The organism is Bacillus sp. FDAARGOS_1420 (assembly GCF_019344915.1).
GTDB classification, from domain to species: Bacteria; Bacillota; Bacilli; order Bacillales; family Bacillaceae_G; genus Bacillus_A; species Bacillus_A mycoides.
This window is the reverse complement of the sequence record NZ_JAHWJB010000002.1, coordinates 684619-707083: the sequence shown is the minus strand read 5'-3', so window position 1 is coordinate 707083 and position 22465 is coordinate 684619. Positions and strand designations below refer to the sequence as shown.

The 22465-nt window shown below is 36.4% G+C and carries 24 protein-coding genes and 1 pseudogene; 1 reads left to right on the top strand and 24 read right to left on the bottom strand.

Going from position 1 to position 22465, the window contains the following annotated elements:
- Positions 1-117: 117 nt before the first annotated feature.
- From I6L50_RS13945 to I6L50_RS13840, 22 genes are all read right to left on the bottom strand, one after another.
- Complete coding sequence (locus I6L50_RS13945; protein ID WP_002064531.1) at positions 118-573, bottom strand: YpiF family protein; 456 nt, start codon at positions 571-573, stop codon at positions 118-120.
- 153 nt (positions 574-726) lie between these two features.
- Positions 727-1263, bottom strand: coding sequence for a ReoY family proteolytic degradation factor (locus I6L50_RS13940; RefSeq protein WP_002086615.1), 537 nt, complete (start codon positions 1261-1263; stop codon positions 727-729).
- A gap of 73 nt (positions 1264-1336) precedes the next feature.
- The gene (locus I6L50_RS13935; RefSeq protein WP_002086616.1) at positions 1337-2599 is read right to left on the bottom strand and encodes a tetratricopeptide repeat protein; all 1263 of its coding nucleotides are present in this window, start codon (positions 2597-2599) and stop codon (positions 1337-1339) included.
- A gap of 107 nt (positions 2600-2706) precedes the next feature.
- The gene (aroA, locus tag I6L50_RS13930) at positions 2707-3981 is read right to left on the bottom strand and encodes a 3-phosphoshikimate 1-carboxyvinyltransferase (protein WP_113937056.1); all 1275 of its coding nucleotides are present in this window, start codon (positions 3979-3981) and stop codon (positions 2707-2709) included.
- A 157-nt stretch (positions 3982-4138) separates the two neighbouring features.
- Positions 4139-5251, bottom strand: a complete 1113-nt coding sequence (gene hisC, locus I6L50_RS13925) for a histidinol-phosphate transaminase (RefSeq protein ID WP_002086618.1) — start codon at positions 5249-5251, stop codon at positions 4139-4141.
- Between the two features lie 117 nt (positions 5252-5368).
- Positions 5369-6454 carry a 3-dehydroquinate synthase gene (gene aroB / locus I6L50_RS13920; protein WP_219301823.1) on the bottom strand — a complete coding sequence of 362 codons (1086 nt, stop codon included), beginning with the start codon at positions 6452-6454 and terminating at the stop codon, positions 5369-5371.
- Positions 6454-7626 carry a chorismate synthase gene (gene aroC, locus I6L50_RS13915; RefSeq protein WP_002030766.1) on the bottom strand — a complete coding sequence of 391 codons (1173 nt, stop codon included), beginning with the start codon at positions 7624-7626 and terminating at the stop codon, positions 6454-6456. Before aroC ends, aroB begins: the two co-directional genes overlap by 1 nt.
- A gap of 300 nt (positions 7627-7926) precedes the next feature.
- Positions 7927-8373 carry a nucleoside-diphosphate kinase gene (gene ndk / locus I6L50_RS13910; RefSeq protein ID WP_000415879.1) on the bottom strand — a complete coding sequence of 149 codons (447 nt, stop codon included), beginning with the start codon at positions 8371-8373 and terminating at the stop codon, positions 7927-7929.
- A gap of 124 nt (positions 8374-8497) precedes the next feature.
- Entirely contained in the window at positions 8498-9460 is a 963-nt protein-coding gene (gene hepT, locus I6L50_RS13905) for a heptaprenyl diphosphate synthase component II (RefSeq protein WP_002011823.1), read from the bottom strand.
- A gap of 45 nt (positions 9461-9505) precedes the next feature.
- Positions 9506-10219, bottom strand: a complete 714-nt coding sequence (gene menG / locus I6L50_RS13900) for a 2-heptaprenyl-1,4-naphthoquinone methyltransferase (RefSeq protein WP_219301822.1) — start codon at positions 10217-10219, stop codon at positions 9506-9508.
- A 29-nt stretch (positions 10220-10248) separates the two neighbouring features.
- Positions 10249-11001 (bottom strand): heptaprenyl diphosphate synthase component 1, encoded by a 753-nt coding sequence (locus I6L50_RS13895; protein WP_113937053.1) that lies wholly within the window; start codon positions 10999-11001, stop codon positions 10249-10251.
- 271 nt (positions 11002-11272) lie between these two features.
- Positions 11273-11842: a GTP cyclohydrolase I FolE gene (folE, locus tag I6L50_RS13890; RefSeq protein WP_113937052.1), complete on the bottom strand. Its 570-nt coding sequence runs from the start codon at positions 11840-11842 to the stop codon at positions 11273-11275.
- Positions 11843-11963: 121 nt separating this feature from the next.
- Positions 11964-12236 (bottom strand): HU family DNA-binding protein, encoded by a 273-nt coding sequence (locus tag I6L50_RS13885; protein ID WP_001043860.1) that lies wholly within the window; start codon positions 12234-12236, stop codon positions 11964-11966.
- Between the two features lie 298 nt (positions 12237-12534).
- The gene (spoIVA, locus tag I6L50_RS13880) at positions 12535-14013 is read right to left on the bottom strand and encodes a stage IV sporulation protein A (protein WP_000416521.1); all 1479 of its coding nucleotides are present in this window, start codon (positions 14011-14013) and stop codon (positions 12535-12537) included.
- A 242-nt stretch (positions 14014-14255) separates the two neighbouring features.
- A complete protein-coding gene (locus I6L50_RS13875) occupies positions 14256-14969 on the bottom strand; it encodes a hypothetical protein (RefSeq protein ID WP_113937051.1) in 714 nt (237 codons plus the stop codon).
- Positions 14970-15034: 65 nt separating this feature from the next.
- The gene (locus tag I6L50_RS13870) at positions 15035-15238 is read right to left on the bottom strand and encodes a DUF2768 domain-containing protein (protein WP_002011815.1); all 204 of its coding nucleotides are present in this window, start codon (positions 15236-15238) and stop codon (positions 15035-15037) included.
- A gap of 227 nt (positions 15239-15465) precedes the next feature.
- A complete protein-coding gene (locus tag I6L50_RS13865) occupies positions 15466-15717 on the bottom strand; it encodes a stage VI sporulation protein F (RefSeq protein ID WP_000369753.1) in 252 nt (83 codons plus the stop codon).
- A 116-nt stretch (positions 15718-15833) separates the two neighbouring features.
- Entirely contained in the window at positions 15834-16856 is a 1023-nt protein-coding gene (locus I6L50_RS13860; protein WP_002011813.1) for an NAD(P)H-dependent glycerol-3-phosphate dehydrogenase, read from the bottom strand.
- Between the two features lie 18 nt (positions 16857-16874).
- The gene (gene der, locus I6L50_RS13855; RefSeq protein WP_002011811.1) at positions 16875-18185 is read right to left on the bottom strand and encodes a ribosome biogenesis GTPase Der; all 1311 of its coding nucleotides are present in this window, start codon (positions 18183-18185) and stop codon (positions 16875-16877) included.
- 124 nt (positions 18186-18309) lie between these two features.
- Positions 18310-18495, bottom strand: coding sequence for a capping complex subunit for YIEGIA (locus I6L50_RS13850; protein WP_002086624.1), 186 nt, complete (start codon positions 18493-18495; stop codon positions 18310-18312).
- Positions 18492-19385 carry a YIEGIA family protein gene (locus I6L50_RS13845; RefSeq protein ID WP_113937049.1) on the bottom strand — a complete coding sequence of 298 codons (894 nt, stop codon included), beginning with the start codon at positions 19383-19385 and terminating at the stop codon, positions 18492-18494. The genes I6L50_RS13850 and I6L50_RS13845 overlap by 4 nt, the downstream gene beginning before the upstream one ends.
- Complete coding sequence (locus tag I6L50_RS13840) at positions 19378-19989, bottom strand: YphA family membrane protein (RefSeq protein WP_002168792.1); 612 nt, start codon at positions 19987-19989, stop codon at positions 19378-19380. The genes I6L50_RS13845 and I6L50_RS13840 overlap by 8 nt, the downstream gene beginning before the upstream one ends.
- A 117-nt stretch (positions 19990-20106) precedes the next feature.
- Between I6L50_RS13840 and I6L50_RS13835 the strand changes: the two genes are divergently transcribed.
- Positions 20107-20241: a YpzI family protein gene (locus I6L50_RS13835; protein ID WP_113937048.1), complete on the top strand. Its 135-nt coding sequence runs from the start codon at positions 20107-20109 to the stop codon at positions 20239-20241.
- A 141-nt stretch (positions 20242-20382) separates the two neighbouring features.
- Here I6L50_RS13835 and I6L50_RS13830 read toward each other — a convergent pair.
- Positions 20383-21165, bottom strand: a pseudogene (locus tag I6L50_RS13830) (hypothetical protein).
- Between the two features lie 249 nt (positions 21166-21414).
- Positions 21415-22464 carry a type 2 isopentenyl-diphosphate Delta-isomerase gene (gene fni, locus I6L50_RS13825; RefSeq protein WP_219301821.1) on the bottom strand — a complete coding sequence of 350 codons (1050 nt, stop codon included), beginning with the start codon at positions 22462-22464 and terminating at the stop codon, positions 21415-21417.
- Position 22465: the final 1 nt, after the last annotated feature.

Here is a 22465-nt window from a genome sequence, read left to right as displayed (position 1 = left end):
GTCCCCTCGTGAAAAAATTATATAAAAAATAAAAACTAGGACACTATCATGATATAATACCCTCTTGTATAGGTCAATATCATACTACTCATAATAATAAGAACTTTCTGTTTATTATTATTTTATCCATCTTTCTTCCAACATTTCCATAATATTTTTTATGTGTGCACGAATAACTTCCCTTTTCGCTTGGTCACTAAATTGCTCTAATGATAACGATGGAAACCAAAATAAATCACCCTGCACATCTCTCATATCTTCTTTCCATGAAAAGTCACTTGTCACATAGGCAATATGCTTAAAACCTTGCCTTTGCAAATGATCTGTCCATTCTTGCAAACGGTCTTTTTCATTCTTTTGGCTCTCTACCAAATACGTAAATGCGGGCAGTAAAAGCACTCTTCCTTTATACTCCCTTTCCAACTCCATACTCAAAGCCTCAATAAATTCACCTTGCTCTACAACCATTTTCATCCCTTTTGCTGCCGAAATAGACAAAAGGGGTATAATCCCTGTATCTACATACTCCCTCGCTTGCTCAAACTGTTCTACATCTTTTACAATCCATTTCACCTTTTCTCCCCTCCTCCATTCGAAATAACAGAACTTTCACTTTATATATATTAAACCATACTAAAAGAGGTAAAAAAAGAAAAACTACCTATTATTAAGTAGTTTTTCTTAAAAAGTCTGAATTTCGTAAAGATTACATAATCAAAATGAATTCTATAAAATTTTCAACTCTGCTGTTAACCTATGAAATGCTTCCTTATCTTGCTTATCCAAAGCTTCATCAATTTGTTTCAAAAGACGTTCTCTTCTAAATGAGAATACACTTTCTTCTAAAAATCGTTCTGCAAGCAATCGATCTTTTTCATTCACTTCAATATGCTTTGGCAAATATGGGTTTTCTTCTAATACAGCTACATAGTTTGCATTTTGGAACGATGATTTAAAATTAAGCTGAATATAAATATCCTCATCTCGATTCAAACGAATATCATGAAACGATTTTTCTGCATCTGTTGTCATTACATTTTGTTTGAAAAAGTGAAACGGTGTGTCTTTCACACAATTTGCTGACATTACTAAGCCACGCGGACAATATTTTGCATGTTCTACGAAGTGGACTTTATGCATTAATTGATCGTGACTCATTAAATAATTCAAAATCCATACACATTCACGCTGTTTCAGTTGGTAATTATTCAAAAACCATTTTACAAAATCCTTCTTCTCGTTTACAGAAACAGGGGTATTCATAGCGATTAAGTCCCTCCTCTGTCTTTCTCTTTTCTTTTTAGATTCAAGAAGCGGCATTCAGTTTCCTTCCAACTTATGAAAAATCCTCTAAATTATATAACAATTCTTCAATATGAATTTGTGTCGGGTCTAGTTGTATTAACTGCGTAAATACTTCTTTCGCCTCTTTTCGCATTCCTTCTTCTAATAAGAAATAACCGTACTCTTCCAAGAAATCTGGATGATTCTTAAAAGAAGTATATGCACTTTCATAGTGTTTTAATGCATCCGAATACATTTCTAATTGTTTTTTTGCAAATGCAAGATCCCAAAGTAGTTGTGTATCTGGTTCTCCACTGTCAATTGCACGCTCTACAACTGCAATTAGCTCTTCGTATTTCTCTTGTTCTTTTAAAATATACGCATATTTTAATATCGCACCTAAATGTCCCGGATCTAGCTCCAGCGCTTTTTGAAGCACTTCTTCAGCCTCCGCTATTTTACCTAATTTCGCCGCAATATTCGCTAATTCTACATAGAAAGGAACAGACAGCTCATCTACTTTAATTCCTTCTTGAAGTGTTTCATAGCTTTCTTGAAGCATGCCTTCTTTTTCATAGCTTTTCGCTAAATACATGTATAACGATGCGTATTCAGGATCTAATTCTTTTAATTCTTGCCAAGCACCAATTGCTCTTTGATATTCTTCTCCTTGGTATAATGTGAAGGCATATCCAAATAATGAGTGAATATCTTTTTGCTCTTCTAACCCCGCTTCATAGTAAGAGATTGCCTCTTCCCAGTTTCCAATAGCACTTAAAGTTTCTGCTAGACGAAGCGCAATGACAACACCACCCATAACTTTATGTTCTGCTAGTAACGATTCATAATAAGTGATCGCCTTTTGCTCTTCACCTTTACTACTATATAATTCTGCTAACCCAAACGTAATAACAGGTTCGTCTGGCATCATTTCTTTCGCCTTTAATAGTTTTTGTTCTGCTACATCATCAAAACCTTGCATTTGGAATAAATCCGCTACAAGTAATAACGATTGAACATATAAATCATCGTTTTCTGGAATATCATGAAGCACTTCAATCGCTTCATCTTCTTTATCTAAATCAATATATAATTCTGCTAAAAATACCGTAAATTCACTTTCTTCCGGATATAGCAAGCGTAAGTCTTCAGTAATTGCTAACGCCTCATCCATAAACCCAAGTGTATGATAGTAACGAGCGATATCATACTTCTCTTCATCATTAGCAACTCGTAGTTGTTCTTTTAATAATTGTAATCCTTTTTCTGCTTCACCGTTTTCAATATAAGAAACAGCCTGTTCAAACTTTTGCATAAACGTCTCCTTTAATTCAAAAAATATTCTCTTCTGTTCATTTATCATAAGCAACTAGGTGTAAGAACGCAACCTTTTGAGTGAACTACCTCTTCCTATACTTTCTCTCATAGCGCAGCTAATTGTTCGAAAAATTCCGGATACGATACAGCGACCGCATCACTATTCTCTATTTTCACTTCTCCATCTATAATACACGATGCGATTGCAAGCATCATCCCAATACGATGATCGCCGTGACTATTAACAGTATTTCCTTTTAAACTTTGTTTACCATATATAATCATACCATCTGGTGTAGCTTCAATCTTCGCACCTAATTTGCCTAATTCATCTACAACCGTATCGATACGATTTGTTTCTTTTACTTTTAACTCCTCAGCGTTTTTAATAACAGTAATTCCTTCTGCCTGCGTTGCCAATAAAGCAATTACAGGAATTTCATCAATTAATCTTGGAATAAGAGTTCCACCAATTTCTATTCCTTTTAGTTTAGATGTTTCAATCGTAATATCCCCGCACGGTTCAAACTCTTCATTTCTAATATGATCGATAGAAATAAGTGCACCCATCTTTGTTAATACATCTAAAATCCCTGTTCTCGTCGGATTTAAACCAACGTTTTCCAATACAAGCTTACTATTTTGGACAATTGCACCAGCTACTAAGAAAAATGCCGCCGAAGAAATATCTCCTGGAACTTCTATGTCTGCACCTTTAAGTTGTTGTCCACCTTGTAATGAAACGGTCCGTCCATTAACATCTACGGTACAACCGAATGCACGCAACATTCTTTCCGTATGATCACGAGATTGCATAGGCTCTGTTACCGTAGTAATCCCTTCCCCTTGCAAACCCGCAAGTAAAACTGCTGACTTCACTTGTGCGCTTGCTACTGGTGAATGGTAATGCATACCTTTTACCTTACCACCGCGAATAGATAAAGGTGTATATTGTCCGTTTTCTCTACCATCAATTTGAGCATTCATCTTACTAAGCGGGTCTGTAACACGTTTCATAGGACGTTTTCCAATTGATACATCACCAATTATCGTACTATGGAACGGCGTATTTGCTAAAATCCCAAGCATAAGACGAATAGTCGTCCCTGAATTCCCCACATCTAATACTTCTTTCGGTTCTTGTAAATTATGTAATCCTTTACCGTAAATCGTGACATCGTTACCAAACTGTTCAATCTGGACACCTAGTTTTTGAAAACATGCAATTGTACTTAAACAATCTTCTCCTAATAAAAAATTTGATACTTTCGTCGTCCCTTCCGCTATCGCTCCAAACATAACAGAGCGATGCGAAATAGATTTATCTCCTGGAACAACAATTTTCCCATTCAAACTATTTTTTCGTCCTACTAGTTTCAAACTGTATCCTCCTCACATTTTAAATAAGTTATATGTACAATAGTTCTTCTTATACGTCTACTTCTATTGTAACGTTTTCTTTCTTGAACGTGCAAACAACTCCCCTTATTGCAGTTCAAATGAAAAAGGCTCCTGTAACAGGAGCCTCCACCATTTCTTAAGAATACGTTTCTTCTTTCTTCACTTGTTCTTTTACAAGTTCCGTAAGTAATTCAATAATCTCATCATTTTCTTCTTTTAATCCAACAGTAATACGAATACCATCATGCATACCAAATGCTGCACCAGAACGAACGATATATCCTTTTTTCATTAATCGTTCGAAAGCTTCATTACCAGGTATACCAAGTTTCAAGAAAATGAAATTCGTTTGAGATGGATAGTAGAATACGTTATATTCCTTACAAAATGCATAATATTGATTTAATCCTCCGGCATTTTTCTTCACACACTCTTGTAAAAACTGTTGATCCTCTATTGCCGCTAATGCTACCGCTTGGGCGATAGTTGATGTGTTAAATGGTAGTCTCGCTACCTCTAGCTGCCCAATAAGCTTTGCATCACCAATCGCATATCCAATACGAAAAGCAGCTAATCCATATGCTTTTGAGAATGTGCGTAGCACCATAAGATTTTCGTACTTTTCAAGAAGAGGTAATGTTTGCGGATAATCTTCTGCCCCAGCATATTCATAATATGCTTCGTCCATAATAACGAGCGCTGACTTTGGAACTGATTCTAAAAATGAAAGTAATTTTTGTTTTTCTACATATGTACCTGTCGGATTATTCGGATTACAAATCCATACAATCTTCGTTTTCTCATCTACTTGTTGTAACATTGCATCTAAATCGTGAATGCCATCTTTAAGTGGTACTTCACGAACTTCTGCTCCTTCAATAACAGCATGGTGATGGTATTGCGAGAACGTAGGGTTCGCCATTACAACATTTGTTCCATTATGTAGCAAAGCACGACTAATCATTTGAATAACTTCATCTAGTCCACTACCAAATAAAAGTTGTTCCGCTTTTACACCTAAATGCTCTGCTACTTTCTCACGAAGCTCAAATGCCGCCCCGTCCGGATAGAGTGCATATTGATTAGCTAACGAAGTTAATGCTTCTGTCACACGCGCAGAGCAGCCAAATGGGTTTTCATTCGACGCTAACTTCACAATTTTTGACAATCCATATTCTCTTTTTACTTCTTCAATATTTTTCCCAGGTACATATGCTCTCAAAGTTAACAATTGCTCTTTTACTCTCACTTTTCTTCCCCCAGTCATTGATATGATTTATAATGTCTTACTGTCACCTTTAATCATAACCGTCACCATTACGAGAATACCTTTAAATATGCATTTCATACCTGTTCTACGACTTTTTTACACCATATCCTTTTGAAATGCTTCTAACGCAATATGAACAGTCTCATCTGAAATAGATACGACATTCACTCCCCCATATTCCTGCATAAGCACCATATGAATTGTTCCAGCATTTGCTTTTTTATCTTGTTTCATCAACTGAACGAGACGTTCTACATTCAAGTCACTTGGCATTTTTGGATAACCGTATTTCAAGAACCACTGCTTCATTTCTTCATAAGAAAGATCAACTTTGTACACTTGCTCACTTAAAAACATAGAAAATAGCATGCCAACCGCTACTCCATCACCGTGAGTAATATTCCCATATCCTAACTCTTTTTCAAGAGCATGTCCTAACGTATGCCCAAAATTCAAATGGGCACGTACACCTTTTTCTGTTTCGTCTTGCGACACAATATTCGCTTTCACAGGAATCGCCTTCGTTAATATATGAATTAACTTTTCATCACGAAGATCCGTTAACGTTTGCACTTCTTCTTTTAACCAATGATATAGCTCCACATCACCAATAAGAGCATGCTTTATCACTTCTGCATAACCTGATCGCCACTCTTTTTCAGGAAGTGAATGTAAAAATGGCGTATGATATACAACAGCTTCTGGCTGATGAAATGCTCCAATCATATTTTTTCCTAGTGGATGGTTAATTGCTACTTTCCCGCCTACTGCGCTATCGTGAGCTAATAAAGTCGTTGGAACTTGGACAAAGCGAATACCACGCATAAACGACGCAGCAACAAATCCAGCCAAATCTCCAATCATTCCGCCTCCAAGTGCGATGATTAAAGAATTTCTATCTAATTTATTTTCAAGAGCCGAAGTGTGAGCCTCATAGAAATTTTCAAAAGACTTCTCTTTTTCGCCACTCGGTACAACAAACGAAAATACTTTTTGCTCTACTTGCAATGCATCAACAACTGTCTGTAAATGCAGTGATGCAACAGCTTCATCAGAAATGATCATTATGTTAGATACTGCAGGATTCATTTTTTGAATAAACGTTGTTAAGTGTGACAACGCCTCCCTTCCAACATGTACATCATATTCTTTTGATTTCGTTTGAATATGTATGTTCTCCATTAAAATCCCCTCGCATATTCATTATGTTTCTCAATATTTTCACGTATAAGATCGATACGATCTAATCCAAATTGTTCAATTAAAGCTGTTGCGAGCTCCCAAGCCACAACAGCTTCAGCCACAACGCTAGCTGCTGGCACTGCACAACTATCTGAACGTTCAATACTCGCTGTAAAAGGTTCTTTCGTATCAATATCAACACTTTGAAGCGGTTTATATAATGTCGGTATCGGTTTCATAACACCGCGCACAACAACCGGCATACCAGTTGTCATGCCACCTTCTAATCCACCTGCATTGTTCGTTTTTCTTCTGTACCCTTGCACTTCATCCCAAAGGATTTCATCATGCACTTCACTTCCAGGTCTATGTGCTGCTTCAAAACCAATTCCAATTTCAACACCTTTAAAAGCGTTAATACTCATAATTGCCGCTGCTAATTTTGCATCTAATTTTCTATCATAATGTACATAGCTACCTACCCCAATTGGCATTCCTTCTACAACTACTTCAACAATACCACCGATAGAATCACCATTTGCCTTCGCATCATCAATTGCTTGCATCATCTTTTTACCGGCCTCTTCATCTAAACAACGTACAGGAGATGCTTCTGTAGTACTTTGTAATTCCACAATAGAGTTATATTTAATATTTGCTGCCTGTACACCACCAATCTCGATAACATGTCCCGCTACTTGTATACCTAATTCCGCCAATATTTTTTTTGCAACTGCACCAGCTGCAACACGAACTGTCGTTTCACGTGCTGAAGAACGCTCTAATACATTCCTCATATCTCTATGACCATATTTAATCGCACCATTTAAATCAGCGTGTCCAGGTCTAGGTTTCGTAACTTGTCTTTTCATTTCTTTCTCTTCCTGCTCAGTTAACGGCTCTGCACCCATAACCTTTGTCCAATGTGTAAAATCACGATTTTCAACAACAAGTGCAATCGGGGACCCCATCGTCTTCCCATGCCTAACACCACTTACAATTTGCACTTGGTCTTTCTCAATTTGCATGCGTCTACCGCGTCCATATCCTTTTTGTCTTCTAGCTAATTCTTCATTTATATCATTCGCTACTAAAGATAACCCTGCCGGAACACCTTCTAAAATTGTCGTAAGTTGCGGACCGTGGGATTCACCAGCTGTAATATATCGCATACGTTATTCCTCTTTTCGCATATGTATTTATCCCGCTACATAAAGTAGCTATATTATCTTCCATCACTCTTTAAAATACAAAGAAATTATATAGTAAATCGAATGTTTGCTTTCCCTACTTGTAATTGTTCGATTATTTTCATAATAGTAGACCTTTTACTTTACATACCAATATATCATAACAGTCCTAACTTCGTAACTGATCGAAATAAAAAAAGTGCAAGAAGAATACCCCTATTCTTCTCGCACTTTTTACTATTATCACAGTTATTAAAGCGTTTACAAATTATTTCAAAATAATTAGTAAATCCATTGATTCATTAATTTTGAGTAGTCTACTAATTCTTCTTCCTTAAAGAAAATAGCAATCTCGCGTTCTGCACTTTCTAAAGAATCCGAACCGTGGATAATGTTTTTCGCAACAGTTACACCGAAATCTCCACGAATTGTTCCAGGAGCAGCTTCATGTGGTCGTGTTTTACCCATCATATTGCGTGCTGTATCTACTACACCTTCACCTTGCCATACCATTGCGAATACAGGACCAGATGTAATAAAGTCTACTAATTCACCAAAGAAAGGTCTTTCTTTATGCTCACCGTAGTGTTGTTCAGCAATTTCCGGAGTAACTTGCATTAATTTTGCACCAACTAATTGAAAGCCCTTTTTCTCAAAACGAGCTACAATTTCCCCAATGAAGGCACGTTGTACACCGTCTGGTTTTACCATTAGAAATGTTTTTTCCATAAAAAATCTCTCCACTTCTGAATTATGTATGTAATTGTATATCCCCACACACATATTAACACCCTTATCACAATTGCGCAATAGTTTTGAAATAGAGAGATTATTTTATTTTTCAGACAAAACACTAAAATTTTCGTTTTCCAATATACTTTGCGACATTTTGCAACGCATACTTCGCCTGTCCACGAGGGAGTGGTTTTATTATTTCTAATGCTTTATGTAAATAACGTTCACTAAACGAAAATGCTTTATCAATAGCTTCGCTCGCTTTAATATCATCAATAATTTCTTTCATTTCACTTGCTGTTGTATTTTCATGCACAGATGTAATTTTTTGACGAAGAACTGGATCTTCCATGGCATACAAAACAGGTAATGTAATGTTACCTTGTAATAAATCACCACCAGCAGGCTTTCCAAGCTTCTCTTCTGTCGATACGAAATCTAAAATATCATCAATAATTTGATAAGACATACCAACAAAATATCCGTACCAAAATAGACGATTTACAGTATCACGATTAGCACCAGCAGCAATCGCTCCCAACTGACAACTTGCGGCGATTAACAATGCTGTTTTTCGTTTTATCCTTCTTAAATACGTTCTTAAATTTTGATCATAGTTATACTTATCTTTAATTTGTTCGATTTCACCTTTACAAACTTCTAAAATTGTATGAGACAACGCTTGATGTGCATCTGGAATTTCTATATTTGTTATACATTCAAGAGACTTCGCAAACAAGTAGTCTCCTGTATACATTGCAATACGATCTCCCCATTTCGCATTCACTGTTGCGCTGCCGCGTCGTAAAAACGCAGCATCAATGACATCATCGTGAACAAGCGAAGCCATATGAATTAGTTCTAATGCAACCGCAACATGCTTAATTGCATCTAACTTATAATCCCCAAATTTCCCTGCAAGCAAAACAAAAACAGGGCGAATCCGCTTCCCACCTGCTTCAATAAGCTGTAATGCCGCTTCTTCTACTAACGGCTGCTCAGAAGCAACTGTCTTCTTCAATTCTTTTTCTATAACATTAATATCCGATCGTAAAAAAGAGTACATAAGTTGTAACTTCATATTGTTCACCTTAACCTAAAACGTCTTTTTTCTATTTTCTATTTTCTATTTTGATTCTGGTTTAATACCTAAATGCATAGCTGCTACACCAAAAGTAAATGGTTTCACTTGCACATTCTTAAGCCCAGCTTCTTCAAACATACGTGCTAACTCTTTCATCCCTGGGAATGTACTAGCAGATTCCTGAAGCCATGAATATTCTTTATAACTTTTCGCAAACATCTTTCCAAATAACGGCATGATATATTTAAAGTATAAGACATATCCTTGACGAAAACCTATCATCGTTGGTTGGGATGTTTCCAGGCAAATTACTTTTCCACCAGGCTTTACTACACGCGTCATTTCTTTTAATACTTGCATGTAATCCGGAACGTTACGTAACCCAAAACCAATCGTTACATAATCAAACGTATTATCTTCATAAGGAAGTTCCATTGCATTTCCATGCATAAGTTCTACTTGCTTTAATGCTAAAGCTTCTACCTTTTGTTTACCGACAGCTAGCATATTTTCGCTAAAGTCTAAACCGTAAACCTTCCCATCTTCACCTACAGCTCCCGCTAGTGCAATTGTCCAATCTGCCGTCCCGCAGCATACATCAAGTGCCTTACTCCCGGGTTTCACATCCATAATTCGCATCGTTTCTTTGCGCCATGCCTTATGCCTTTGAAAACTAATTACAGAATTCATCACATCGTATTTATCAGAAATTTTCTCAAATACGTCATGTACTCTTTCTTCTTTTGATTGTTGCATGCTCGTACCTTCTTCCAATGTAAAGTTGCTTATTTCCTTGATTTATCTCTTAACATAGAAATTATCTCATTAACTTCTGTATGATTCTCTAAAAAATTTTCTTCCTGCTTTCTCATTTCCATAAGCCATTCATTAATTACTGTTTCCAGATTTTTATCATCATCCAATGAGATTTTTTGGACTGCTTGAAAAACAGGTGAATTTTGTTTATCAGCATACAATTGACACTCTTTTTGAAGACGATTTTTTCCTAACACATAAGTTATATATCGTTTCCAATTAGATAACTGAAAATGATCACATGTTTTTTGCAAAAGCGCAGATTCAATTATTACTACACTTTCCATTATGTCTTGAATCGCCACATGTGCTTTTTGATATAGCATAATTTTATGTTCATTAATCTCCTTAATTCCTTCAGCAAGTGCACGAATTAAGATAATATCACAATTCATTGACAATAAGTAATAGTATAGACCACTATAATAATCCCCTGCAAGAACTGTCAATTGACGACGCTTATGGAATCCACTCGTCTCTTCGTTTGCTTTATTTGATACTTTTTCATGTGTATCAAGAGCAATTTGTACAAGCATAATCGTTACGACATAATGATCAATTTGTTCTTTATGTATATTTGCACTTTTTAATGCACCGTATAACAGCGCTATTTTTTCTTCATCAATAAATGGTTCTTCAATATAGTTTATAAAATAAGGATGGCGTAATTTCTCCATCAATTTCTCTTTAATACCCGCATACCCTCCGTAGATGTCACACACAAAAAATCACCCTTGTTTTCTAATTCATAAAATTTATTATAACACATACATTCTATTTTCTATAATCAAAACTTGGCTACTTCTGCCAAACTGCCACCGAATAAAGCCTCAACTTTTATTCATACAAGTTATCTTCGTCTCTAACAACTACAAACATTCATTTACACAAAAGGCAGAAGTAATTTTCAACCTTTATATTCTTGCTCTTTAACATTAAAACTATATCATTTTTTTGTATATAAAAAAAAGAAAAGCAGTTTCCCGCTCTTCTTTAATTCGTCTTAATAAACGATAAAATTTCACTACGTGCTGCTGCATCATTTTCTAAGACGCCGCGCACCGCAGTCGTTACTGTTTTCGCACCAGGCTTTTTCACACCACGCATCGTCATACACATATGCTCTGCTTCTACTATTACCATTACACCATGCGGCTCTAGTACTTCCATAATAGAGTTAGCTACTGTTGATGTAATTCGTTCCTGTAGTTGTGGACGACGCGCAATCGTGTCTACAGTACGAGCTAATTTACTTAGTCCTGTTACTTTTCCACCTTGCGGAATATATGCAACGTGAGCAACTCCATAAAACGGAACAAGATGATGCTCACACATCGAATAGAATGGTATATCTTTTACTAGCACAAGCTCTTCGTGGTCTTCTCCGAATACTTTGTGTAAATGCTCTTTCGGATCCTCATGCATTCCTGAGAATACTTCTGCGTACATTTTCGCAACACGTTTCGGTGTATCAAGTACTCCCTCGCGATTTGGGTCATCTCCGATTGCCTCTAAAATAAGACGTACTGCATGTTCAATTTGTTCTAAATTAACTTTTGCCATCCGCTAGCCCTCCCGAAAAACCTAAAAGTGATACGAACACATTCTAGCATATTTATGTTTTTAAAAGCAAAAAGAAGAGTTTCCAAAAAGGAAACTCTTCTTCCCTGTTAATATGTAAGGATTATTTAACCGCATCTTTTAACGCTTTACCAGGTTTGAATGCAGGTACTTTACTTGCAGCGATTTCAATCTCCTCACCTGTTTGTGGGTTACGACCTTTACGAGCCGCACGCTCACGAACTTCGAAGTTACCGAATCCGATTAGTTGTACTTTATCACCTTGTTTTAAAGCTTCTAAGATAGAATCAAAAACAGCGTCCACTGCTTTTGTTGCGTCCTTTTTAGAAAGGGAACTTGCTTCTGCAACAGCATTGATTAAATCTGTCTTGTTCATGCCATTCACCTCCTCCCAAAGATAAGACTGTATAATGATCATAAAATGAGTCTTACTTTCATTTGTAGGCAATTTTTACAAATTCTATACTACAAAGATGTAGATAAATCATTATCAACGCCTATATTATACGATTCTCCTTTATAATTCAATATTTTTAAGGAAATTGTTACTCTAAAAATGTGAAATTCTGATGAAACTTGACAATTTGCAACAAAATATTAGATAATGACTGTTTATTTTTCTATTACGTACTGAAAAAGAAAAAAATCCCTCTGCAATTAGAGGGATTTTTTTCTTATAATATAATCGCAATTAATCCGCCAGATCCTTCGTTAATAATTCTTTCTAGCGTTTCTTTTAATTTATAACGAGCGTTTTCTGGCATTAGAGATAACTTCGCTTGAATTCCTTCTCTAACAATAGAGCTAAGAGAGCGCCCAAATATATCAGAATTCCAAATTGATAGCGGGTCATCTTCAAAATCTTGCATCAAGTAACGAACTAGTTCTTCACTTTGTTTTTCAGTACCGATAATTGGTTCAAATGTTGATTCTACATCCACTTTAATCATATGAATAGACGGCGCAACCGCTTTTAATTTAACACCGAACCTTGAGCCGTGACGAATAATTTCCGGTTCATCTAAGCTCATATCAGCTAATGCAGGCGCTGCTACTCCATATCCGGTTTGTTTTACCATCCGCAGGGCATCCGCCACTTGGTCATACTCTGTTTTCGCATGAGATAAATCGAGCATAAGCTTTAATAAATGATCTTTCCCTCGAATCTCTACTCCTACTACTTCTTTTAAAATTTGATCATACAATTCATCTGGCGCATATAAATCAATCTCTGCCACACCTTGCCCCATATCGATGCCAGCTAGACTTGCTCGATCAATAAATTCATATTGACTAAACTGCCAAACGACACGGTCCACATCACGAAGACGTTTTATATCCTTTACAGTCTCTTGAACCGCTTCCTGATAACTTTGGCGTAACCAATGCCCTTCATTTAGCACCATTACCCAGCTCGGAAGGTTTACATTCACTTCTAAAACCGGGAACTCGAATAACGCTTCTCGCAGTACGTTATACACATCTGTTTCTCTTAAACTCTCTACACTCATCGCAATTACTGGGATATCATATTCTTCTGATAAACTTTGACGTAGCTGCTCCGTATCTGGATGGTATGGCTGTACAGTATTGATAATCATAATGAAAGGCTTTCCTACTTCTTTTAACTCATTTACAACGCGTTCTTCTGCCTCTATATAATCTCTTCTTGGAATTTCACCAATTGTTCCATCTGTTGTAATAACGACACCAATTGTTGAATGCTCTTGAATTACTTTACGTGTTCCGATTTCTGCAGCTTCATGGAATGGAATAGGCTCTTCATACCAAGGAGTATTAATCATGCGCGGACCATTCTCATCTTCATAGCCTTTTGCTCCTGGAACCGTATATCCAACACAATCTACTAATCGAATATTCACTTCAAGACCTTCATCTACTTCGATAGAAACCGCTTGGTTTGGAACAAACTTCGGTTCCGTCGTCATTATTGTACGACCAGCAGCACTTTGAGGCAGTTCATCCTGCGCTCTTTGACGGTCTGACTCATTTTCAATATTGGGAATAACAACAAGTTCCATAAACTTTTTAATAAATGTTGATTTCCCTGTTCGAACAGCTCCTACAACTCCAAAATAAATATCACCGCCTGTGCGTTCCGCAATATCTTTAAAAATATCTACCTTTTCCAAGTGATTCCCTCCCTCAATATTTTTGGGAATAATTCCACGTTTATAGTCAACTAATACCTTCTCTAACGTTGCCTATAATATCTGATATAATATAATGGTATTCTAGAAGTTCGGACAATATATCATATAATTTTGTCCAATTTCATATGACTATTTAAAAATACCTTTTGTTTGCATCACAAGTTGTATAACATAAAAAACCTTTCTTCTAGAACTTATTCACTAAAAGAAAGGTTCATGACTTATGATTTCAAAAAAATTGGTTCTCCATTTTTTACTGTATACGGCAAAGAGTATGCAGGAACAAACGGGGAATCCTTCGATAGTATACTCCGGATATCTTCACCTTCTTTAAATTGTCCTTCATTTTTTTTCAACGCTTCATATAAGTCGATTCTATAATCAACAAACAATTCTCCTTTTTCATTAATTACAAGAGGGAGACCCTTTCCTGAGTAGGGACTTGTCACTTGTGGTACATCTTTATATCCTAGTTTTTTGAAGTCTAATTCATAAACACCATCTGTGATCACTTTTTTAAAAGGTGGATATTGATGTTCATCACGATACATCCTTAGCTTCAATGCCACTTCTTGAATTTGTTCCGCCATTCTCACATCAATTAACTTTACTGTCGGATTTTTTTCAACATCTATTAATACATATTGATATACTCCACCACTTTCATACGCATTCCCTGGTGCCTCTTGTATGTACCTTGGAGCAATTTTTTGAAAATCAATTGGATACTTCTGATAAATCGGCGTACTCATATCACGCGTCTTAATTGGTAATAAACCATCCGTTTGCTCCTTATATGTATTAATGGCTTTTTGTACAACTTGCAACTGGTCTTCATAAGGAATAGCACTTTGTTTCATATTTTCTCTTGGATACATACACCCTGTTAAAATGCTCATGCAACAAAATATTAAAATAATATAGATTTTTTTCACTGACAATCACCTTTTCATGCTAGTATGGACTGTTGCTTTTGTAACATTTACCGACTAAACATCCTTTATTGCTCAATAGGGCCACTAAATACAACAAGGAAGATAACAATTCCCGATACAATCATGAGGGTGTACGCTACTAAAGCTGTAATCCCTTTCAAAAATTTATTCTTCATTTTATGCCTACTCAATAAAATAAAACTTACTGCAAGAAACATAAATCCAATTGCCCCTAAAGCAAACCACATTTTCATAAGTCCTTCCGACATATATACACCCCTTTACTTTCAATCTATTTTTATACTATTTTAACAAATTAAAATCTTTAAACAAATAAAAATCATCATTTTTCCGTGAATTGATGATTTTTATTTAAAATAATAAAACCGAAGCACGAAATGATGCGCTTCGGTTGACCAAATATGCCCTTAACAGCTCTATTCCCATTCTTTCATAACTATCATATGCATTCTCTAAACTCTTTGTTTCTCATAATTTATTTTTTAAACATTTTACTTAACGAACCAAAATCCGCCGGCATATTATTGTTAATAATCGCTTTTACAATTTGATCCTCTTGCTCTTTCGGCACTTCGCGTCCTGCCATTAGAGCAACTTGATGAATCAATTGGCGAAGCACTGTCTCATCACGTAAGTTCGCATTTTGAACAGACGACGCTAATTTAAAAATATCTTCTTTGTTCACTTTCGCTTCTTTTTCAATGTTATTAAAAATGTTGTTATCCATTCTTTTCACCCTCTCCTCAAGTTACTCTTCATCCTATGCAGAGATGAAAAATTGGTGAAAAGACCCATAAAAAATAAAAAACGGTAGAAGTACGAAATGTACTTCTACCGCTTTCTTTATAACAAATCAGGTATCGCTTCAACTTCATGTTTTCGAACACGTCCCATCAATGAGCCTACTGCATCTTTCACATTATTCCCATTGAACAGCACGTCATATAAAGCAGCTGTAATCGGCATTTCAACTTCCATTTTCTCTGCCAATTCATGAGCAGCTTTCGTTGTTCTTACACCTTCTACAACCATACCCATACTTTCTAGCACTTCTTCTAAAGAGTGCCCTTTTCCAAGCATATTTCCAGCGCGCCAATTTCGGCTATGCACACTTGTACAAGTTACAATTAAGTCTCCCATACCAGTTAGACCAGCAAACGTTAACGGATTTCCGCCCATTTTTCTTCCTAAACGAGCAATCTCTGTTAAACCACGTGTCATTAATGCCGCTTTCGCATTATCACCTAATCCAAGCCCGTCAGATATCCCCGCAGCTAGTGCAATAATATTTTTTAAAGCACCACCAAGTTCAACTCCAACGATATCTGGGTTTGTATATACACGGAAATAGCTATTCATAAACAAATCTTGTACTCCCTCAGCCGCTTCCATACGCTTTGCTGCAGACGTAACAGTTGTCGCTTGACGCAATCCAACTTCTTCAGCGTGACTCGGCCCAGATAGTACAACAACATCCTTAATCAAGCTCTCTGGAATTTCTTCCTCAATCACTTCCGAAATACGTTTTGACGTACCTGGTTCGATTCCTTTACTTGCATGAATCCAAGTAATTGGCTCTGTAACAATTTCTTTCATCTCTTGCAATACGTCTCTGTACGCTTTCGTCGGTACTACTAGCAGTACTGTATTTACATCTACTAATGCTTCTTCTAAAGAAGAGTAGGCTACGATTGTGCTTGGCAATGTAATCCCTGGAAGATATCTACTGTTCTCACGCTTCGTATTAATTTCATTCATGAGTTCAGGACGGTTTCCCCAAATACGTACATCATGCCCATTGTCAGCTAATACCATCGCTAACGCTGTTCCCCAGCTACCTGCTCCTATTACTGTGATTTTTGTCATAAAATCACATCCTCTCCATTAGTCTCTTGCTCTAGCGATAATGTGAATCGGCGTTCCTACAAAACCGAACGCTTCACGTAAACGGTTCTTTAAGAAGCGCTCATATGAAAAGTGCATTAATTCTGTATCGTTTACAAATATAACAAATGTTGGTGGTTTTACCGCAACCTGTGTCGCATAGAATATTTTCAGACGGCTACCATTATGAGTCGGCGTTGGATTCATCGCTACCGCATCCATAATTACATCATTTAATACATTCGTTTGTACGCGGATGCTATGGCTTTCATTTACTTCATTAATAACTGGTAATAATGTTTGTGTACGTTTTTTCGTTTTCGCAGATAAGAATACAATCGGCGCATACTCTAAAAATTGGAAATGAGCGCGAATGTTTTCTTCAAATGCTTTCATTGTTTTTTCATCTTTTTTCACTGCATCCCATTTGTTTACGACGATAATAACAGCACGTCCTGAATCATGAGCATATCCAGCGATTTTTTTATCCTGTTCAATAATTCCTTCTTCTCCGTCTAAAACGACTAAAACAACGTCAGAACGTTCAATCGCTCTAAGTGCACGAAGTACACTATATTTTTCTGTACTTTCGTATACTTTCCCTTTTTTACGCATACCAGCTGTATCGATGATTACATAATCTTGATCATCTTTACTATATGGTGTATCAACAGCATCACGTGTCGTTCCCGCTATATTACTTACAATTACACGTTCTTGACCAAGAAGTGCATTTACAAGTGATGATTTCCCTACGTTTGGACGTCCAATTAAAGAGAAACGGATTGTTTCATCGTCATACGCTTCTTCTTCAATCTTTGGAAAATGATTTGCAGCTTCATCTAACAAATCACCAAGTCCTAAACCGTGTGTACCTGAAATCGGGAATGGCTCGCCAAATCCTAATGCATAAAAATCATAAATATCACTACGCATGTCCGGATTATCAACCTTATTTACTGCAAGTACAATTGGTTTTTTAGAACGGTATAAAATTTTAGCAACTTCTTCATCTGCTGCAGTTACACCATCGCGACCATTCGTCATAAAAATGATAACATCTGCTTCATCAATCGCTACTTCCGCCTGTTGACGAATTTGTGTCAAGAACGGCTCGTCTCCAATATCAATTCCACCTGTATCAATGATGTTAAACTCATGATTTAACCATTCTCCCGCACTATAAATACGGTCTCGCGTTATACCTGGTATATCTTCTACGATTGAAACTCTTTCTCCAACAATTCTATTGAAAATAGTAGATTTCCCCACGTTCGGGCGGCCTACTATTGCTATTACTGGTTTCGGCATATACTTTCATCCTTTCAACTTGCTTCTGTTTATTATGTAAAAAACCCTTCTTTGTGCAAGAAGGGATTTGCATTCCAGAATATTTCTCAACGTATCAAAACACCTCACATTATACCACACGTTACTAATGTTTCACAATAATATATACATTATCTTGTAAGCGATGTGCAATACCATCTAAAATAGCCTCTAAATTATTTGCAACAAATTCCAGTTCCTCTGTCGACTCGCAAATAAATAAAGGAGCACCACCTGCAAATTTCTCTGGTGTTGTTGTAATGACTGCGAGAATAACACTTTCTAACATCATCTCTTATCTCCCCTTCCTTTCGGAGCTTCTGATGACATATGAACAGCACTCTCTAATGTTGGTACATTTCCGATTACCCCTATCGCTTTTTCTGCATCTTGATCTTGCGGCAGAACAAAAATCCCAACTCTCCCATCCTCTAAATCACGCTTCGCTAACGGTACAAGTGCCGGCGTTCCAGAATCTCTATATATTCCTAAAGCAACCGAAACATCATGTAAAATAGCTTGCCGTTGTCCTAAGTTTGAGATTGTAACCATCGCATCTATCGATTTCGGTTTTAAAATAAATCCCATTCCATATTTCATAATTTCTTCTTGCCTTGCTGGCAATCCAATATTCATAATGTAAATATTATCAATATAAAGTCCCGCTCCTTCAAAACGAAGTGGAACGTGCTCTATTTCTACAAGGTCATGAAGTCTTTTACCTGACATTAATTTTTTCGCAATGAAAAAACTTACTACACCAGTAATTACCCCAGCAATCCATGAATCGAATCCTATATACGCAAACGTTGTTACAAACGACGTTAACATCGCCAAGTAGTTACGACTTTCAAATACTAATGCAATTCCTTCAATATATGTATTACCACGTGGTACGAGCTCATATCCATCTAATTGTTGAAGCGTATTTCTTTCCATATTGCGCACATCACGAAATTGCGTCGCTGCTAACGTAAGAAATGTAATTGCAGAGAAATCTTTTTTCAAAACAGACGGAATCGCAATTGCTCCTAAGGCAGCCGCAATTAATCCCATCGCGATATGAATAATTTTCCCGTGAAGCCTCGTCGGATATTGCCTCGTATCGGTACGAAGCATTAACAACCTAGTTATTGTACCTGCAATTACGCCACATAAAATAGCTGGTGTATATTCAGTCATGTATTACCCTCGCCTTTCTTTTACGTGTTTTCCTCTTAAATTGTTCCATATATACCGATGCCTTTGTAATCCAAAGTAAAATCGCCATAAATAAAGTAGAAACAGCAGCAACATCTAAAAAAGCTAAACTGCCGTATTCATAAGGAAAATGTAATTTACGAAAAATAAGCGTCACCAATAATTCTCCTTGTAACATCCCTATATACAAGGAGCATAATCGTAATATGCGATCCCCGTGCAATAAAACCGATGCATACACAAGTGCACCACTTAACAGCAACAACCTATCAACCACAATCCAAATTGGATCATATACTTCTAACAAATGAAAGCTTGTATATAACATTGCAATAATAAGTGCCGAAAGTAAGGTATATAATTTTTTCCAAATAGAATATAACGCGATACCTACAAAAGAAATAATACAAAGCAAAAGGGCATTTACCGATATCGTGAAAGAAACAATCGTCACATTTAACGGAGAACAAATAATAAAAATTAATATACAAGCACTTATCTTCCAACGAATAGATTCCTTTTTCATAAAAAAGGTCACGACAATCCACCCTATCCAAGCAACAAAATAAAAAGTACTCCCATCCATCATTTCACCTCCTATGATTTCCATTATGGGAACTTTTTATGAAAGTTAATCCTCCTTTTCTTTGTGCATAGTTTTTCTCATAACAGCAAAACTTTTAATAAGGAGGTGTAACTCACAATGGGTAAAGATCGCCAAGAACGAAAGCTAAGAGAATCACGCCGCGTTGAATCTGATCGCGACCGATCGCTTCAATATCCCGGTGCAACAAGTCTTGATACACCGGAGCAAGCTCGAAAGCAAAATCAGCATTAAATAAAGTGAAACTTCAGTGGGGGTATCCATCCCCACTGATTATTAGCCCACACCAATCGAGCTGCCCTCAAATAGGCAATACAAAAAGACGGTTTCGATATTGTACGAAACCGTCTTTTTACACAATTATTTTATTTATTTCTACTCGTAATATAATTCTTTTGTTTTCGCATTATAAACCCTATCACTCAACGAGGCATCAATCGTAACTACACCTGCTGGTTTTTTAGAATATGTAATAACATAATACGTATGTAGAGAAGGATCTTTACCTCTACACGTACATAATCCGTCTCTCCTATCTCATTTAACTTTCGCTCAACCTCTTTTTTTCACACCTACAATATCTTCTTTTTCTCCTTTAATTTCCCTACTCACAATGGTATTTCCTTGATCAGAAAGTAATACTACTTCAGCATTACTTAAACTCACTTCATTTGATATATTAAAATAATAAATTACATACGAATCTTCCGATGGATTTTTGTCTTCTCCTAATTGTCTTGGCCAAATTAGTGCTTCTATTCCCCTTCCTTCATTCACCGTTGGATTCCTATACAATTTATTCCCGACTGCGATTGCAATATTCGCCATTTTAATTGCTAATTGTGCTGTTGTTGAACTAGAATCTCCTTCTCTTACATTTGAAGTTAATGAAATTTCAACCTTTTTATTATATCCAGAAACCGCTGTATCTTCTCTTATATTTCGTGCATGGATGTTAACATCTTCACTATTATATGTAATGCGTCCTATTGTATTTTTACTATTTGAAAATACATTATCTCCTTTTTTATTAACACCCTCATCCCCTAAATTATCGTAAATTTTTTCTTGTTTCTTTTGACTCTTAAATAGCAATCTCTTATCTTGTTTTATCGCTAACCAGCTGTATAGAGAGGAATACTTTCTTACTTTTGCCATGTTTCTCTCCACAAACATGGCAAAAGTAAGATTCCTCCAATAATTCAGCAGCACATTTTCTACATTTCTTCATTTTTATAACCCTTTTTTCAATTTTAGCTTTCCTGCACGATATTTATATATACTTTTATTTTAATATAAATTCTCTCTTTTTTCCATTTATAGAATTATATAGAATGATAATTTCTCGCCCTCCCTCTTCATTTTACGAAAATAAAACGCAAAAAAATCAACCGGATGGTTGATTTTTTATCGCCTACTATAATGTGCAGTGTCAATCCCTCGCTGCGCTAACCAATGGTACGTTTCACCTTTTACAACAAGAGGTACAGATTGTAACTCTTCTATCGTCTTCACGCCAAGAGCTGTCATAATAAATTTTAAATCTGTATGTAAAAGATCAATTTCATCCACTAAATTCTCAACACCATCTTGCATTAAAATACGTAAAAAGTATCCAGCAAACGCAGTTGTATTCGCCCCTAATGCGATTGCCTTCGCCACGTCAAGTGCTGTTTGTATACCCCCAGATGCAATAAAAGAGAGGTTATTATTTGTAGAGGTTGCTTCAATAATCGAGGTAGCTGTTTGTATGCCCCAGTTATTAAAATAAGAAAGCATTCGCTGTCTTCTTTCATTTTCAACAGCAGCAAAATTCGTACCACCTTGTCCGCCAATATCAATTGCTGTTATACCTATATTCGCTAACTGTTGTACTGTTTCCTTACTCATTCCAAAACCGACTTCTTTTACGATGACAGGTACTTTACTTTTTAAAACTATTTTCTCAATCCGCTGAAGTACACCAGTAAAATCACGGTCTCCTTCTGGCATCGTTAACTCCTGTATGACATTTAAATGAATTTGCAGTGCATTCGCTTCAATCATATCAACGGCACGCTCTGCCTGTTCGACAGTTGCCTCACTTCCTAAGTTTGCGAAAAAAATCCCATTCGGATTTACTTTCCTAACAACTTTATACGAAGCCGATTCACTTTCATCTTTTAAAGCTGCCATTTGCGAGCCTACAGCCATAGCAAGGTTATGATGTTTCGCTACATATGCTAATTGCTCATTAATATGTAATGTTTGCTCTCCTCCACCACCAGTCATCGCATTGATAAAAATCGGCGAACTTAGTGAAAGTTCGCCGATTTTTGTTTCACATATTATAGTGTCATAACTTGAATTTGGCAAGCTTTGATGCACAAAATCAATATCATGAAAGCCATGCGTACGAGACTGACCAGTAGAAAGAGCATATTCAATATGATCTAATTTACGTTTTGCCCTTACCACT

What these genes read in the sequence shown, in the direction of transcription:
- I6L50_RS13940 (WP_002086615.1), bottom strand. Translation starts at nt 1,263, where the DNA reads ATGAATACCCCTGTTTCTGTAAACGAGAAGAAGGATTTTGTAAAATGG.
- I6L50_RS13935 (WP_002086616.1), bottom strand. Translation starts at nt 2,599, where the DNA reads ATGCAAAAGTTTGAACAGGCTGTTTCTTATATTGAAAACGGTGAAGCA.
- aroB (WP_219301823.1), bottom strand. Translation starts at nt 6,454, where the DNA reads ATGGAGAACATACATATTCAAACGAAATCAAAAGAATATGATGTACAT.
- aroC (WP_002030766.1), bottom strand. Translation starts at nt 7,626, where the DNA reads ATGCGATATATTACAGCTGGTGAATCCCACGGTCCGCAACTTACGACA.
- ndk (WP_000415879.1), bottom strand. Translation starts at nt 8,373, where the DNA reads ATGGAAAAAACATTTCTAATGGTAAAACCAGACGGTGTACAACGTGCC.
- hepT (WP_002011823.1), bottom strand. Translation starts at nt 9,460, where the DNA reads ATGAAGTTACAACTTATGTACTCTTTTTTACGATCGGATATTAATGTT.
- menG (WP_219301822.1), bottom strand. Translation starts at nt 10,219, where the DNA reads ATGCAACAATCAAAAGAAGAAAGAGTACATGACGTATTTGAGAAAATT.
- folE (WP_113937052.1), bottom strand. Translation starts at nt 11,842, where the DNA reads ATGGCAAAAGTTAATTTAGAACAAATTGAACATGCAGTACGTCTTATT.
- I6L50_RS13885 (WP_001043860.1), bottom strand. Translation starts at nt 12,236, where the DNA reads ATGAACAAGACAGATTTAATCAATGCTGTTGCAGAAGCAAGTTCCCTT.
- I6L50_RS13870 (WP_002011815.1), bottom strand. Translation starts at nt 15,238, where the DNA reads ATGTCGGAAGGACTTATGAAAATGTGGTTTGCTTTAGGGGCAATTGGA.
- I6L50_RS13865 (WP_000369753.1), bottom strand. Translation starts at nt 15,717, where the DNA reads ATGGATAACAACATTTTTAATAACATTGAAAAAGAAGCGAAAGTGAAC.
- I6L50_RS13860 (WP_002011813.1), bottom strand. Translation starts at nt 16,856, where the DNA reads ATGACAAAAATCACAGTAATAGGAGCAGGTAGCTGGGGAACAGCGTTA.
- der (WP_002011811.1), bottom strand. Translation starts at nt 18,185, where the DNA reads ATGCCGAAACCAGTAATAGCAATAGTAGGCCGCCCGAACGTGGGGAAA.
- I6L50_RS13850 (WP_002086624.1), bottom strand. Translation starts at nt 18,495, where the DNA reads ATGATGTTAGAAAGTGTTATTCTCGCAGTCATTACAACAACACCAGAG.
- I6L50_RS13845 (WP_113937049.1), bottom strand. Translation starts at nt 19,385, where the DNA reads ATGACTGAATATACACCAGCTATTTTATGTGGCGTAATTGCAGGTACA.
- I6L50_RS13840 (WP_002168792.1), bottom strand. Translation starts at nt 19,989, where the DNA reads ATGGATGGGAGTACTTTTTATTTTGTTGCTTGGATAGGGTGGATTGTC.
- I6L50_RS13835 (WP_113937048.1), top strand. Translation starts at nt 20,107, where the DNA reads ATGGGTAAAGATCGCCAAGAACGAAAGCTAAGAGAATCACGCCGCGTT.